Source organism: Acidovorax sp. GW821-FHT09B03 (genome assembly GCF_059418305.1).
Window position 1 is genome coordinate 96081 of sequence record NZ_JBWKPP010000005.1, and the last position, 14620, is coordinate 110700.

Genomic DNA, 14620 nt, shown 5'->3' on the forward strand with positions numbered 1-14620 from the left:
GCGAACATGCGCCCGCCTGCCGGCCCTGGCCTGCCATCGGTGGCGCTGGTGCTGATCGGCATCGGCACGGGCAACCCCGACCACCTCACCCGCCAGGCCATCACCGCCATGAATGCGGCCGACCTGATCCTGCTGCCGCACAAGGGCGAGGACAAGGCCGAACTCGCCGCACTGCGCCAGGCCTTGTGCGACGAGGTGCTGGTGGCGCCCGCCCCGCGCATCGCCGGTTTCGACATGCCGGTGCGCCGCAGCCAGGGCGACGACTACCTGGCCCAGGTCGACGAATGGCACGCCGCCATAGCCCGCTGCTGGCAGGACGCCATCACCCGTGCCGTCGACAGTCCCATGCCCGAGGTGCTGCGCGTGGCCCTGCTGGTCTGGGGCGACCCCGCCCTGTACGACAGCACGCTGCGCATCGCGGCGCGCATGCAGCCTGCGCCGGTGCGGGTGGATGTGGTGGCTGGCATCACCTCGGTGCAGGCGCTGGCCGCCGCCCATGCCGTGCCCCTGAACGACATCGGCCAGCCCTTCGTGGTGACCACCGGCCGCCAGCTGCGCGAGCAGGGCTGGCCCGCGGGCGTCGACACGGCCGTGGTGATGCTGGACGGGCAGTGCAGCTTCACGGTATTGCCCGCTGAAGGCCTGCATATCTGGTGGGGTGCCTACCTGGGCATGCCCCAGCAACTGCTGGACAGCGGCCCCCTGGCCGAGGCCGGGCCGCGCATCGAGCGCACCCGTGCCGCTGCGCGCGCGCAGCATGGCTGGATCATGGACATCTACCTGTTGCGGCGCTCGCCCCGGCTGCCGGCCATCGACGGCCCGCCGCTGTCAGCGGCCTGAGGTTGTCAGTTCCGGCGCCGCGGCGGGTCCCGCATCGGCGGAACTGTCCGTGACGCGGTTGCGCCCGGCGTTCTTGGCCACGTAGAGCGCGGCATCGGCCGCGTCCATCCAGGCGCGCAGGCTGCCATGGCGCGGGTGCACGGCCGCCACACCGATGCTGGTGGTCATGCGCAGGGCCGGCATGTCGCGCAGGCGGACGGCCTCGGTCTGCGCGCGGATGCGCTCGGCCACGGCGACGGCCTCCTCCACGGCCATGCCGGTCAGCAAAATGGCGAACTCGTCTCCCCCGTAGCGGCCTGCGCAGTCGGTGGCGCGCACGTTGCCGCGCACCACATGGGCCACCGCGCGGATCACCTCGTCGCCCACGCTGTGGCCATGCCGGTCGTTGATCTGCTTGAAGCTGTCGATGTCCATCATCAGCATGCAGGCCGGCTCGCGGCTGGCATGGTGGCGCCGTAGCGCGGCCTCGGCCTGCTCCTGCCAGTGGCCGCGGCCGTACAGGCCGGTCAGCGTGTCCACGCGGCGCAATTCGTCGAGCAGCAGGTTCTGCTGCGACACCTTGCGGATCAGCCGGTAGCTGACCACGCTGACCGAGATGGTGTGCAGCGCCATCACCGGCAGGCAGGCCAGGATGATGGGCAGGGGGCTCTCGGGCGACCAGTGCACGCCAGTGAGCAGGGTTCCGGCCGCACCGCCCGCGAGCATGGCCGGGATGGACCGGGCCCACAGCCCGCGGATGCCGGTGGTGATCTTGTCCACCATGGTCAGCGTGCACAGCAGCACGCTGGGCAGCAGGCTGAAGTGCATCAGCGGCACCAGGGCCGCCGCCAGGGCCGAGTCGGTGAGCAGGTTGCGGATCTCGGCGCGGTAGGGGTCGGCGCTGCGCCGTGCGAGCTGGTAGGCCACATGGGGCCAGACGAAGCAGGGCAGCACCATGCCCAGCCAGGCGAGCAGGGATGCCTGGCGTTGCCACAGCACGACGGCCACCACCACGCCACCGAGCCCCATGCCGAGCACGCGCAGCGGGTACACGCGCCGGGGCATCTGTTGTTCGTAGGTGGCCATAGAGAAAAGGGTGCGCAGGCGAAGGGGCAGCGGGGAGGGGCGCGGTGAGCTTACCTTTACCCGGCGGTAGAGGCCAGCGGCAAATGGCATGCCCCGCCGCCCCGCCGGGTCGATGGCGGGGGGCCGCGGATCGGCTCACGGCCCCTGCAGCGGGATGGCCGTGCCGAACTTGGCGCGCTTGGTGCTGAAGAAGGCCTTCACGTTGCGCACATTGGCATCGCCCGTGAACAGCTGCTGCGACAACGCCAGGTAGCCCGGCATGTCGCGCGTGTGCACCACCAGGATGAAGTCCGGGCCGGGCGACACGCGCCAGCACTGCTGCACGGCGGGGTGCTCCACCGCACGGGCCTCGAAGGCGTCGAGTGATTGCACATCCTGCCGGTCCAGCGACACCTCGACGATGCAGGCCAGGCCATGGCCTTGCACGGCGGCCAGGCGGTCCGGCTGCAGCAGGGCCACCTGCCGCTCGATCAGGCCCACCTCGTGCAGCCGCTTGACCCGGCGCAGGCAGGTGGGTGGCGAGACATGCACCTGCTCGGCCAGGGCCTGGTTGCTCTGGCCGGCGTCGGTCTGCAGCAGGTTCAGCAACTGCAGATCCACGTGGTCTAAAGTGATTGATTCCGAAATTTCCATATCTTTGGAATTTTATTTCACGAAATGGTTTATGTGAAATTTAAGTTCACTATTATCAAAATATCAATCACAAATTCCAATCTGCGCTGCCTACCATTGCGCCATCCATCCAACAGGAGCAGCAATCCATGTGCGGCATCGTCGGCGCGGTCTCCACGCGCAACATCGTTCCCATTCTTGTGCAGGGCCTGCAGCGGCTCGAATACCGGGGCTATGACTCCTGCGGCGTGGCCGTGCATGCATCGAGCCTCGATGCCAGCCGCCCGGCCGGCCTGCAGCGCGCCCGCAGCACGGCCCGCGTGGCCGAACTGCTCGAACAGGTGCAGGCCGACCACGTGGACGGCGCCACCGGCATCGCCCACACCCGCTGGGCCACGCACGGTGCGCCCGAGGTGCACAACGCCCACCCGCATTTCAGCCACGGCACGGGCGACGCGGCCGGCACGCCGGGCCGCGTGGCCCTGGTGCACAACGGCATCATCGAGAACCACGAGGAACTGCGCGCCGCCCTGCAGGCCCGCGGCTACGTGTTCACCAGCCAGACCGATACCGAAGTCATCGCCCACCTGGTCGACAGCCACTACAGCGGCGACCTGTTCGAGGCCGTGCAGGCCGCCGTGGCCCAGCTGCACGGTGCCTATGCCATCGCCGTGATGCACCGGGACGAGCCGCACCGCGTGGTGGGTGCGCGCGCTGGCTCGCCGCTGATCCTGGGCGTGGGCTCGGGCCGTGGCGGCTCGGTGGCGGGCGAGCATTTCCTGGCCAGCGATGCCATGGCCCTGGCCGGCGTGACCGACCAGATCGTCTACCTCGAAGAGGGCGACCTGGTCGACCTGCAGCTGGGTCGCTACTGGATCGTGGGCAAGGGCCGCGAGGCGCTGACCCCCGCGCAGCGCCCCGTGCGCACCGTGCAGGCCCACAGCGGCGCGGCCGAGCTCGGCCCCTACCGCCACTACATGCAAAAGGAGATCTTCGAGCAGCCGCGCGCCATCAGCGACACGCTCGAGGGCGTGGAGGGCATCGTGCCCGAGCTGTTCGACGGTGCCGACGGCACGGCCGCCTGGCGCGTGTTCAAGGAGATCGACAGCGTCCTCATCCTGGCCTGCGGCACCAGCTACTACAGCGGCTGCGCCGCCAAGTACTGGCTCGAAGAAATCGCCGGCATCCCCACCCAGGTCGAAGTGGCCAGCGAGTACCGCTACCGCACCAGCGTGCCCAACCCGCGCAGCCTGGTGGTCACCATCACCCAGTCGGGCGAGACGGCCGACACCCTGGCCGCCCTGCGCCACGCGCAAAGCCTGGGCATGCAGCACACGCTGACCATCTGCAATGTGGCCACCAGTGCCATGGTGCGCGAGTGCAAGCTGGCCTACATCACGCGCGCCGGCGTGGAGATCGGCGTGGCCAGCACCAAGGCCTTCACCACCCAGCTGGCCGGGTTGTTTTTGCTCACGCTGGCGCTGGCGCAGTCCAAGGGCCGGCTCACGGCCGAGCAGGAGGCCGCGCACCTCAAGGCCATGCGCCACCTGCCCGTGGCCCTGCAGGCCGTGCTGGCGCTCGAACCCCAGGTCATCAGCTGGGCCGAGGACTTCGCGCGCATGGAGAACGCCCTGTTCCTGGGCCGGGGCCTGCACTACCCCATTGCGCTCGAAGGCGCCTTGAAGCTCAAGGAGATCAGCTACATCCACGCCGAGGCCTACCCGGCCGGCGAGCTCAAGCACGGCCCCCTGGCCCTGGTCACCAGCGCCATGCCCGTGGTCACCGTGGCGCCCAACGATGCGCTGCTGGAAAAGCTCAAGAGCAACATGCAGGAGGTGCGCGCCCGCGCCGGTGTGCTCTACGTGCTGGCCGATGCCGACACCCGCATCGAAAGCAGCGAAGGCATCCACGTGATCCGCATGCCCGAGCACTACGGCCCGCTGAGCCCGCTGCTGCACGTGGTGCCCCTGCAGCTGCTGGCCTACCACACGGCCTGCGCGCGCGGCACCGACGTGGACAAGCCGCGCAACCTGGCCAAGAGCGTCACGGTGGAGTGAGCGGGGTGCGGCAAGGGTTTCGCTGACTACGCCCAACAAGGTTCGTCGGATGAAGACAAGGTCTGTCCGGCTTTTCCTGCATTGCGGAAATCAGCCGTGCTCTGCCCTGCCTGGTAATTGAGCACTCCGTCAGGACCCGCGTCGATGCTGGCTCTGCGGCACATACCACGGAGATATCCACAGCCTCATCCACGGCTTGCGTGGATAGATCGGGCCGGTGGGCAAGGCTGTCGGCGGTGGGGCGGCGCGCGCATTCGGCTCGGCCTTCAAGGGCATCGACAGCCACAGCGCTGTAGGCAGCACCGACACGCTCCGTGGACGCGACACCCTGCGCACCATGGCCCTGAACGGCCGGTGAGATCCGAGCCTGTGGTGGAAGATCGCTGACGCCAACGGGCTGGCGACCACAGGTCCGGATGGGGGCCCATGGTGAAGATGTGTGCACGGCTAGACTTTGGCCATGCAAACAAAATCACCCACCACCGTCATCCTGGACGGAAGCAGGCTCACGATCGAGGAGGTTGTCGACATCGCTACCGGCAAGCGGCGTGCATCGCTCGGTCAATCGGAGACATTTCGCCAGCGGATTGATGCAGGAGCCCAGTTTCTTGATCGCCTGCTGGTTGAAGACGGGGTGATCTATGGGGTCACCACGGGCTACGGCGATTCCTGCACGGTTCAGATTCCTGCGGACTTGGTTTCGGAACTGCCCCACCATCTGTATACCTACCATGGCATTGGCGCTGGCCGGCTCTTTACGCCAGAGGAGACGAGGGCCATTCTGGTGGCACGCCTCAATTCGCTGTGCCAGTGCGTCTCCGGCGTGAGTTGGGAGTTGCTGGTGCAGCTGGAACAACTCCTGGTCCACGACGTATTGCCCCTGATCCCCTCGGAGGGGTCGGTGGGCGCCAGCGGGGACCTGACACCCCTGTCGTACGTTGCGGCCGTGTTGTGCGGAGAGCGTGAGGTTTGGCACCAGGGGGCGAAGAAGCTCGCCGCAGACGCGTTGAAGGACATCGGGCTCAAACCCTTGCGGCTGCGCCCCAAGGAAGCACTGGCCCTGATGAACGGGACCTCCGTGATGACGGGTTTGGCCTGCATCGCATGGCTGCGCGCGCAAAGCCTCGAGCGCCTCAGCACCCGATTGACGGCGTGCAATGTGTGGGCCAGCGACGGCAATGCACACCACTTCGATGAGACGCTGTTCCTGGCCAAGCCGCATGCCGGCCCCCAGCTGGCGGCCAGGCGCATCCGGGAAGACCTGATGTCCGAAAAGCCGGCAAGGAATGAAAAGCGTCTGCAGGACCGCTATTCGTTGCGGTGTGCGCCCCACGTGATCGGCGTGCTGGGGGATGCACTGCCATTCCTTCGCCAGTTGATTGAAAACGAACTCAACAGCGCCAATGACAACCCTTTGATCGACCCGGAGGGCGAGCGGGTACTGCATGGTGGGCACTTCTATGGAGGACACATAGCGCTTGCCATGGATACCCTGAAAAATACGGTCGCCAACCTGGCGGACCTCATGGACCGGCAATTGGCGCTGCTGGTCGACCAGCGCTACAACCATGGGCTACCGTCCAATCTGTCGGGCTCCACCGGTCCTCGCGCTGCCATCAACCATGGCCTGAAGGCCCTTCAGATCAGCGTGTCGGCCTGGACCGCAGAGGCGTTGAAGCAAACCATGCCAGCGTCGGTCTTCTCGCGATCCACCGAATGCCACAACCAGGACAAGGTCAGCATGGGAACCATCGCCGCACGCGATGCCTTGCGGGTGCTGGAGCTGACCGAGCAGGTCGCTGCCGGCATGCTCATTGCGGCCCGGCAAGCGCTGGAACTGCGTCTGCGGATCAGCACGCTCCCGCTGCCAGCCCCTCTCAGGGACTTCCTGGACGATCTCTCAGGGGCCATTCCACTGGTGGTCGAAGATCGGGCACTGGACAAGGAATTGCAGGAACTGATGCACGGCCTGCGCACGGGCAAGTGGGAGGTCTACAGCGCTTGAGCAGGGCACCGGCGCCAATCAGGTGAGCGCAGCTGTCAGGCAGGGGGCTGCCATGGGTTTCTCGCCGCGGATCGATGCGGGAGCGGGGGTTGCGACTGGCAATGGGCGGAACACGCCGAGGCCCTCATCTGCGGCCAACCGATATGGCGGGGCAGGCTTTCATGCGGCTATTTGCAACGGGAATGACCGAGGCCCGGTCTCTGTGCGATATTCACGGGACCTGTTCTAGAACCCGTCATCCCGCAGCACCAGGCGCCATAGACCATGGAACGCACAGACCAACTTCTGGCCGACCTGCAAGACTGCGAAGCAGCCAGTCTGGTGGGGGCGCACGACGCCGGGGCCGAGATCGCTGCGCGGGCCTTGCAAACCGCCAGGGAATGCGGGCTGCGGCCCGAAGCCGCGCTGGCGTCCGCTTGGCTGGCCGAGCACCAGCTGCGCCGGGGCGAGAGCGAAAAGGCGGCAGAGAGTGCCCACGCAGCCCTGGCGGAGGCCGACGCGCTCGAATTGCATGGGGTCGGTATCAAGCTGCGCAACACCCTGACCCGGGCCTGGTGCCAGCTCGGGCGGGCGGACGAGGCGCTGCCCGAGGCGATGTGGGCACTGGGGCGGGCACGCACCCTGGGAGCGCCCGGGCTGGTGTCGCGCAGCCTCTCCAGCCTGGCGGGCGTGGTGGAGTTGCTGGGCGACCCTGCGCATGCGATCACCCTCTTGCACAAGGCGGATGAAGAGGCCCGACGTGACGCTGACAAGGTGGCGCAGTTCGCCGCGGTCGTCAATCTCGCAGGCGCACTGTGCCGATCCGGGCGCCAGCTCGCCCATCTGCCGGGCCCGCTGGCTCCGACCGAAGCGCAGGCTGCGCATCTGCGCGAGGCCCTGGCCGTGGTGCAGAGGGCGAAGGTGCTCGCGCGCGGGCATGTACGCTGGAAAATGGTCTGCGCCGAGATCGAATGCCTGGCCCTGGAGGCCCTGGGGCGGCTTGCGGAGATGCGTGTCGCGGTCGATCGGCACCGCGCATTCGCCATCGAGGCGAAGGCCCCTGATGCCCGTGCAGAAAACGAACTGCTCAACGCGGACTGGCTGTTGGCCAGCGGGCGCGCGGCCGAGGCCTGCGAAGCGCTGGACCACCGGGTGGATGCGGCCGCGGCCCAGCGCAACGAAGGATGCCGCCGGTGGTGGTGGAGATCCCGGTACCGTGCCTTCAAGGCCGCTGGCTCCGATGCGCAGGCCCTGGCGGCACTGGAGTCCATGATGGTGCAGGTGCGCCGCGACCGGGAGCTCAGCCTGAATGCCCAGGCGCGCGTGCTGTTGGGCGAGGTGAGGATGGAAATCGCCCAGCAGGAACTTGCGCAGTTGCGGCTCGAAGCGGAAGAACTGCGCGAGCGCGCCGACGTGGCGACGCAGAAATCCCTGCTGGACCCGCTCACCGGACTGGCCAACCGCCGGGCACTGGATGCCCGCCTGATGGCCGTGCTCCCGATGGGGCATGGCCAGGCGGAGGGCTTTTCGCTGGCCCTGATCGACATCGACCACTTCAAGCAGATCAACGATGGCTGGGGCCACGACGTCGGGGACGCCGTGCTGCGCGAGACCGCCAAGTTGCTGACCGGCGGCGTGCGAGGGGGCGACTTCGTGGCGCGCATTGGCGGCGAGGAGTTTGTCATTCTGCTGTGGGGACAGGCATTGGGTGATGCCTCCCTGGTGTGTGAACGGCTCAGGCAGCAGGTGCAGGCACATGACTGGTCCCGATTCGTGCCGGGGCGTGGGGTGACCGTCAGCATGGGGCTGACCTGTGCCCAGCCCCTGGACGATGCGGCCCAGCTTCTGCGGCGTGCGGACCAATGGATGTACGCGGCCAAGCGCGAAGGGCGCAATCGGCTGCAGGGAGGGTGAGGTGGGTGGCAGCCCCGTGGCCCGCATGCCCTGGCATGGCGGACCTGCAACTGCCGCACCACCTGCGCGCGCGGCAGGGAGTTTTGTATGGTTTTGTACGCAGCCATGGGCCGGCTACATTGGGTCAAGAAACCGCTGGGGCAAAGCGCCGTCCGCCTCAACAATCCGGCCGTCATTTCGACAAGCACACACTCCCCCAAGGACCCCACCATGACTGCTGCAGCAAGCACCCAAGACAATGTTCTCTACACAGGCCGCACCCACACCACCGGCGGTCGTACCGGCGCCTCGCGCAGTGACGATGGCCGGCTGGACATCGCGCTCACGCGCTTCGGCACCGTGGGCACCGGCACCAACCCCGAGCAGCTGTTCGCTGCCGGCTGGTCGGCCTGCTTCATGGGCGCCATGGCACGCGCCGCGCAGACCGCGGGCGTGCGGCTGCCGGACGACCTGGCGGTGGATGCCGAAGTAGACTTGGTGCAGGGGCCGGACGGTTTTGCGCTGGCGGCGCGCCTGAAGGTCAGCGTGCCCGGCGTCGACCGCGACAAGGCGCTGGCCATCGTCGAAGGCGCGCACCAGCTGTGCCCCTATTCCAAGGCGACACGCGGCAACATCGCGGTCGATCTGTCCGTCGCCTGAACGATCGCCTGCGTCCCGCCATGCCCTGGCCCATTTGCTAAGGAAGCCCGTGCCTTCATTCCTGCGGCGGCTCTGGCCGTCCACCCTGCTGGCACGCACCACGCTCCTCGTGGTGCTGGGCATGGCGCTCGCGCAGCTGCTGACCTACGTGGCCATCCGCTACGAGCGTGGCCAGACGCTCATGAACCTGATGGTCAGCGGTGTCGAGCGCGACATCGCCAGCTCGGTGGCCATCCTGGACCGGCTGCCCGCCAGCGAGCGGGCGGACTGGCTCCAGCGCCTGGAGCGGCCCAACTACACATTCTCCCTGCAAGGTGCCGTGGACACCGCGCCTCCGGCATCGCCGGCCCTGTCGCGCTTCGTCGAGGTCGTAGCCACCGCACTGCGCCCGTTCCCGGTGCTGGCCGTGGGCCAGCTCGAGAACATGCCGGAGACGGTGCGCATGCAGGTGCGCCTCGGTGATGGATCTTTGCTCTACGTGCTCGCGCGCCGGGTTCCGATGCCGGTCTCCGACTGGGTCACCTGGCTGCTGCTCGCCCAGTTGCTGGTGCTGGCGGCCTGTGCGTGGGTGGGCATGCGCCTGGTCACGCGGCCATTGAAGCGGCTGGCGATTGCGGCGGACCAGTTGGGCCCCGACCTGAAGCCCTCGCTCGTGGCGGAAAGCGGGCCGGCCGAGGTGGCGCAGGCCGCTCGCGCCTTCAACGCCATGCAGCGGCGCATCGCCGGTTACCTCAACGAGCGCATGCAGATCCTCGCGGCGATATCTCACGACCTGCAGACACCCATCACCCGCATGCGCCTGCGCGTCGACCTGCTGGAGGGCATGCCCGAAGCCGACAAGTTCCGCCACGACCTCGATGCCATGCGCACGCTGGTCCAGGAGGGCGTGGGCTATGCCAAGACCCTGCAGGGCTCGCAGGAGCAGCTGCGCCGTCTGGACCTGGATGCCCTGGTGCGCAGCATCGCCAACGACTACGCCGACACGGGCAGCCCGGTCACCATGGCGGGCGAGGTCACCGTGCCCGTCACCACGCGCCCCCATGCCTTGCGCCGCATCCTCACCAACCTGGTCGACAATGCGCTGAAATATGGCGAGCGTGCTGAGCTGCGCGTGCGGCTGGAGCAGGACCACCTGTACATCGACGTCTGCGACGCCGGACCGGGCATTCCCGAAGCGCAATTGCTGGCGGTGCTGCAGCCCTTCTACCGCGTCGAGGGCTCGCGCAACCGTGAGACCGGCGGCTCCGGCCTGGGCCTGGCCATCGCGCACCAGCTGGCCCTGTCGCTCGCCGGAGAGCTCAGCCTGCACAACCGCCCCGAAGGCGGCCTGTGCGCGCGCCTGAAACTACCCGCCCCAACCCCGATTGCATCCCCATGATGAGCACCACCGTTGCCCCCAGCGACCACATCCTCGTGGTCGACGACGACCGCGAGATCCGCGACCTGGTCAGCGCCTACCTGCAGAAGAACGGCTTTCGCGTCACCACCGTGCCCACGGGGCGGCACATGCGCCAGACCCTGGAGACGGCCGGTCCCTTCGAACTCATCATCCTGGACCTGATGCTGCCCGGAGAAGACGGCCTGACGCTGTGCCGCGACCTGCGCGCCGGCAAGTTCAAGGCCGTGCCCATCATCATGCTCACCGCCCGCGGCGACGAGGCCGACCGCGTGCTGGGGCTCGAGATGGGTGCCGACGACTACCTGGCCAAGCCCTTTGCCGCACGCGAGCTGCTGGCGCGCATCAAGTCTGTGCTGCGGCGCACGCGCATGCTGCCACCCAATATGCGCAGCACCGAGGAGGCGCGCTACCTGGCCTTCGGCGACTGGCGGCTGGACACCGTGGAGCGCGCCCTGCTCGACCACGAGGGCACCATGGTGCCCCTGAGCGGGGCCGAATACCGGCTACTGCGCGTGCTCGTGGACCACCCGCAAAAGGTGCTGACGCGCGACCAGATCCTGTCCATCACCCAGGGTCGCGAGGCCGAGCTGTTCGAGCGCTCCATCGACCTCATGATCAGCCGCCTGCGCAAGTGCCTGGGCGACGACGCGCGCGAGCCGCGCTACATCAAGACCGTGCGCAGCGAAGGCTATGTCTTTGCCGCCCAGGTCGAGGCGCAGGACGCGTAGGGGCCGCCATGCGCAAATGGTTGTTCTCGCTCCTGTTCCTGTTCGGCGGGCTGGCCTCGGAGATCGGCCAGCCGGCCGGCAGGCCGTGTGCCGTGCCGTCCGCCAATGCCGCACTGCCGCCCCGGCGGCGCGGTGGCCGGCGGCTGTCGTAGCCCTCCGTTTTTCCCTTCGTTGACCGCGCACCGCCACCTTCAGGGTGGCGGTGGCGTTTTCGGCGCGGCCCGGTGGGCGCTCGATGGCGGCGGCGGCTTTGTATGGCTGTGTATCCGGTGCCGGTTCGGCTACACCGCCATGCACTTCCAGGGGGCCCATGACACATGCCACATACACGGCGGCGGTGTACTAGGGGCAGCCGCAGACACCGTGTCGGCGCCCTTCAATCCCCTGAAAGAAACGACCATGGACACCACCACCAACCCCTCCACCCGCCGCCGCAGCTTCCTGGGCGGCGCCGCCCTCGGCCTGGCCATTGCGCCTATCGGCAGCCTGCTCACCGCCCCGGCGCGCGCTGCAACGGCCCCCGGCGGGGCGACCCGCTTCGATGGGCTCAAGACCGTCGATGCCGGCGACCTGCGCGTCGAATATGCCGAAGCCGGGCCGGCCAACGGCCCCGTCGCCCTCCTGCTGCACGGCTGGCCCTATGACATCCATGCCTTCGTCGATGTCGCGCCGCGCCTGGCGGCTGCCGGCTACCGCGTGATCGTGCCCTACCTGCGCGGCTACGGTGGCACCCGCTTCCTGTCCGCAGACGCCGTGCGCAATGGCCAGCAGGGTGCTGTGGCCCAGGACATCATTGCGCTGATGGACGCGCTCGGAATCCGCCAGGCCGTACTGGGCGCGTTCGACTGGGGTGCGCGCACGGCCTGCATCCTGGCCGCCATCTGGCCCGAGCGCGTCGCCGGCCTGGTCTCCGTGAGCGGCTACCTGATCGGCAACCCCAAGGCCAATGCCAAGCCGCTGCCGCCGGCCGCCGAGTTCGCCTGGTGGTACCAGTCCTACTTTGCGACCGACCGCGGCCGCGATGGCTACGCCGCCAACCCGGCCGCGTTCAACCGCTTCATCTGGCAGCAGGCATCACCGCAGTGGCAGTTCGATGAGGCAACTTACCAGCGCAGTGCACAGTCCTTCGAGAACCCGGACCATGTGGCCATCGTGGTCCACAACTACCGCTGGCGCATCGGCCTGGTGGGCGGCGAGTCGCGCTTCGATGCGCTGGAGGACAAGCTGGTGGCGGCGCCCAGCATCGCTGTGCCGTCCATCACGATGGAGGGCGATGCCAATGGCGCACCCCATCCGGCACCTGCCGCCTACGCGAAGAAGTTCACGGGCCGCTACCAGCACCGCCACCTGAGCGGCGGCATCGGCCACAACCTGCCACAGGAAGCGCCCGCCGCCTTCGCGCAGGCGGTGATCGACGTCACCCGGCTCTGACCCCCGGCCACCAACCCGTCTGGAGCTGCTGCCATGACCCTCTATATCCTCGCGTTCGCCGGCGGGATGCTGACCCTGCTCAGCCCCTGCATCCTGCCGGTCCTGCCCTTCGTCTTCGCGCGCCATGACCGGCCCGCTGCGCAGGGCCACCTGCCCTTGCTCGCCGGCATGGTCGTCGCCTTCGCGTCCGTGGCCTCGCTGGGTGCGGTGGCGGGTGCCTGGGCCGTGCACCTGAACCAGGCCGGCCGCTGGATCGCGCTGGCCTCGCTGGCCTGGTTCGCGGTCTCCTTGCTGCTGCCCGGGGTGGCGGGCTGGTGGAGCCGCCCGCTGGTCCGGGCGGGTGAGCGCCTGCTGCGCGTCAAGACCCGAAGCACCTGGCTGGGCTCCGCGCTGCTGGGCGTCGCCACCGGCCTGGTCTGGTCGCCGTGTGCGGGGCCGGTGCTGGGCCTGGTGCTCTCCAGCGCCGCCCTGGCCGGCCCGGATGTGCACACCTCGCTGCTGCTGTTGTCCTACGGCGCAGGTGCCGCCGTCGCCCTCGCGGCCGCGCTGCGGATGGGCGCCCGGCCCCTGGCGGCCCTGAAGGCGCGCTGGTTGCCTGGCGTCGCCGGCCGCCGCCTCGCGGGCGGCGTGATGCTGGCCGCGGTGCTCGCGGTCGCCTTGGGCGTGGACACCGGCGTGCTGGCCCGGCTCACCGGCCCCGGGGCTGCAGGTGGGTTCGAAGCCCGCCTGCTGCAGCGCGTGATGCCAGGGGCCGAGGCGGCAGAGCTGCCACTGGACCGCAATGGCGCGCCGCGCCCCTCCAGCCTGCCTATCGAATCCACGCGGGCCAGCCTCGATGGCGGCACCCGGTGGCTCAATGCCGCGCCGCAGTCCATTGCGTCCCTGCGCGGCAAGGTCGTGCTGGTGAACTTCTGGACCTACTCCTGCGTCAACTGCCTGCGCACGCTGCCCTACGTCAAGGCCTGGGCGCACAAGTATGCGGACCGCGGTTTGGTGGTGGTGGGCGTGCACACCCCGGAGTTCGCGTTCGAGAAGGACCCCGGCAACGTCCAGCGGGCCTTGCGCGATCTCGGCATCCCCTACCCCGTGGTGCAGGACAACGACTTTCGCATCTGGCGCAGCTTCAACAACCGCTACTGGCCGGCGCTGTACTTCGTCGATGCGCAAGGCCGGGTGCGGCACCACCAGTTCGGCGAAGGCGGCTACGCGGCCTCCGAGCGCGTGATCGAGGAGCTGCTGCGCGAGGCCGGTGCCTCCTCCCTCGCCAGCACCGGCGCCGTGTCACCGGATGCCAGGCCGGACACCCGGGGCCTGGGCATGGCTGCCGATGCGGACACGCTGCGCAGCCCCGAGACCTACCTGGGGTATGAAAAGGGGAGCCGTCCGCGCGTGGCCGGCAGCGTCGTGGCCGACCAGCCGGCGCACTACACCGCTGCACCGCTGCAGACCAACACCTGGTCGCTCGCCGGCAATTGGACGTTGGGCCCCGAGTTCGTGCAGGCCCAGCAGCCGGGCGGCCGCCTGGCGGTGCGCTTCGAGGCCCGCGACGCCAACCTCGTGCTGGGCGCCGCCACCGGGCAGCCCGTGCGCTTTCGGGTGACGCTGGACGGCCAGCCCCCCGGCATCCACCATGGCACGGACGTGGACGCCGAAGGCAACGGGGTGGCGGACGCGACGCGGCTCTACCAGCTGATCCGCCAGGGCGGCGCGGTGAAGCCCCGCACCGTGGAGATCCAGTTCCTGGAAGCGGGCGCGCGCAGCTATGCCTTCACCTTTGGCTGAACGGTACTGCGGCGACCCGTGCCGTGTTTGCACCGTGCCCACCAACGGGCCCCGGTGCGGGGCCTCGCCGGTATTGAAGACGGGCCTATCTGCTAGGTCCCATCTGGCGTAGCGGGCCGGGCACCGGCCGTTCAGAATGGAGCGGTGCCGTCGCGGCCCGCGACAGGAC

The 14620-nt window shown here is 68.8% G+C and carries 13 protein-coding genes; 11 read left to right on the forward strand and 2 right to left on the reverse strand.

Translation table 11 applies throughout. The features are described 5' to 3' along the window. The first annotated feature begins 6 nt into the window (after positions 1-6). Positions 7-840 (forward strand): precorrin-6A synthase (deacetylating), encoded by an 834-nt coding sequence (gene cobF / locus AC07PA_RS11425; RefSeq protein WP_494655374.1) that lies wholly within the window; start codon positions 7-9, stop codon positions 838-840. Here cobF and AC07PA_RS11430 read toward each other — a convergent pair. Both AC07PA_RS11430 and AC07PA_RS11435 read right to left on the reverse strand, forming a co-directional pair. After that, positions 829-1905 (reverse strand): diguanylate cyclase, encoded by a 1077-nt coding sequence (locus AC07PA_RS11430; RefSeq protein ID WP_494605430.1) that lies wholly within the window; start codon positions 1903-1905, stop codon positions 829-831. The two genes, cobF and AC07PA_RS11430, sit on opposite strands and share 12 nt — an antisense overlap. Positions 1906-2040: 135 nt before the next feature. After that, positions 2041-2538, reverse strand: a complete 498-nt coding sequence (locus AC07PA_RS11435; protein WP_494605432.1) for an Lrp/AsnC family transcriptional regulator — start codon at positions 2536-2538, stop codon at positions 2041-2043. A 128-nt stretch (positions 2539-2666) separates the two neighbouring features. On the opposite strand from AC07PA_RS11435, the gene glmS reads away from it, so the two are divergent. The 10 genes from glmS (at position 2667) to AC07PA_RS11485 (ending at position 14451) form a co-directional block, all read left to right on the forward strand. Next, positions 2667-4574 carry a glutamine--fructose-6-phosphate transaminase (isomerizing) gene (gene glmS, locus AC07PA_RS11440; protein ID WP_494605434.1) on the forward strand — a complete coding sequence of 636 codons (1908 nt, stop codon included), beginning with the start codon at positions 2667-2669 and terminating at the stop codon, positions 4572-4574. A 217-nt stretch (positions 4575-4791) separates the two neighbouring features. Beyond that, the gene (locus tag AC07PA_RS11445) at positions 4792-4932 is read left to right on the forward strand and encodes a hypothetical protein (protein ID WP_494605436.1); all 141 of its coding nucleotides are present in this window, start codon (positions 4792-4794) and stop codon (positions 4930-4932) included. Between the two features lie 102 nt (positions 4933-5034). Then, positions 5035-6579, forward strand: coding sequence for an HAL/PAL/TAL family ammonia-lyase (locus tag AC07PA_RS11450; protein ID WP_494605437.1), 1545 nt, complete (start codon positions 5035-5037; stop codon positions 6577-6579). A gap of 264 nt (positions 6580-6843) precedes the next feature. After that, positions 6844-8472 (forward strand): GGDEF domain-containing protein, encoded by a 1629-nt coding sequence (locus tag AC07PA_RS11455; RefSeq protein WP_494605439.1) that lies wholly within the window; start codon positions 6844-6846, stop codon positions 8470-8472. Between the two features lie 210 nt (positions 8473-8682). Beyond that, complete coding sequence (locus tag AC07PA_RS11460) at positions 8683-9111, forward strand: organic hydroperoxide resistance protein (protein WP_494605441.1); 429 nt, start codon at positions 8683-8685, stop codon at positions 9109-9111. A 49-nt stretch (positions 9112-9160) separates the two neighbouring features. Further along, positions 9161-10489, forward strand: a complete 1329-nt coding sequence (locus tag AC07PA_RS11465; protein WP_494605443.1) for an ATP-binding protein — start codon at positions 9161-9163, stop codon at positions 10487-10489. After that, positions 10486-11238: a response regulator gene (locus AC07PA_RS11470; protein WP_494605445.1), complete on the forward strand. Its 753-nt coding sequence runs from the start codon at positions 10486-10488 to the stop codon at positions 11236-11238. The genes AC07PA_RS11465 and AC07PA_RS11470 overlap by 4 nt, the downstream gene beginning before the upstream one ends. An 8-nt stretch (positions 11239-11246) precedes the next feature. Further along, the gene (locus AC07PA_RS11475) at positions 11247-11390 is read left to right on the forward strand and encodes a hypothetical protein (RefSeq protein WP_494605447.1); all 144 of its coding nucleotides are present in this window, start codon (positions 11247-11249) and stop codon (positions 11388-11390) included. A 247-nt stretch (positions 11391-11637) separates the two neighbouring features. Then, positions 11638-12669, forward strand: a complete 1032-nt coding sequence (locus AC07PA_RS11480) for an alpha/beta fold hydrolase (protein WP_494605449.1) — start codon at positions 11638-11640, stop codon at positions 12667-12669. Between the two features lie 33 nt (positions 12670-12702). After that, a complete protein-coding gene (locus AC07PA_RS11485) occupies positions 12703-14451 on the forward strand; it encodes a cytochrome c biogenesis protein DipZ (protein ID WP_494605451.1) in 1749 nt (582 codons plus the stop codon). Positions 14452-14620: the final 169 nt, after the last annotated feature.

Excerpts from the sequence above, each read along its gene's own strand:
- cobF (WP_494655374.1), top strand. The coding sequence starts at position 7 with ATGCGCCCGCCTGCCGGCCCTGGCCTGCCATCGGTGGCGCTGGTGCTG.
- AC07PA_RS11430 (WP_494605430.1), bottom strand. The coding sequence starts at position 1,905 with ATGGCCACCTACGAACAACAGATGCCCCGGCGCGTGTACCCGCTGCGC.
- AC07PA_RS11435 (WP_494605432.1), bottom strand. The coding sequence starts at position 2,538 with ATGGAAATTTCGGAATCAATCACTTTAGACCACGTGGATCTGCAGTTG.
- glmS (WP_494605434.1), top strand. The coding sequence starts at position 2,667 with ATGTGCGGCATCGTCGGCGCGGTCTCCACGCGCAACATCGTTCCCATT.
- AC07PA_RS11450 (WP_494605437.1), top strand. The coding sequence starts at position 5,035 with ATGCAAACAAAATCACCCACCACCGTCATCCTGGACGGAAGCAGGCTC.
- AC07PA_RS11455 (WP_494605439.1), top strand. The coding sequence starts at position 6,844 with ATGGAACGCACAGACCAACTTCTGGCCGACCTGCAAGACTGCGAAGCA.
- AC07PA_RS11460 (WP_494605441.1), top strand. The coding sequence starts at position 8,683 with ATGACTGCTGCAGCAAGCACCCAAGACAATGTTCTCTACACAGGCCGC.
- AC07PA_RS11470 (WP_494605445.1), top strand. The coding sequence starts at position 10,486 with ATGATGAGCACCACCGTTGCCCCCAGCGACCACATCCTCGTGGTCGAC.
- AC07PA_RS11475 (WP_494605447.1), top strand. The coding sequence starts at position 11,247 with ATGCGCAAATGGTTGTTCTCGCTCCTGTTCCTGTTCGGCGGGCTGGCC.
- AC07PA_RS11480 (WP_494605449.1), top strand. The coding sequence starts at position 11,638 with ATGGACACCACCACCAACCCCTCCACCCGCCGCCGCAGCTTCCTGGGC.
- AC07PA_RS11485 (WP_494605451.1), top strand. The coding sequence starts at position 12,703 with ATGACCCTCTATATCCTCGCGTTCGCCGGCGGGATGCTGACCCTGCTC.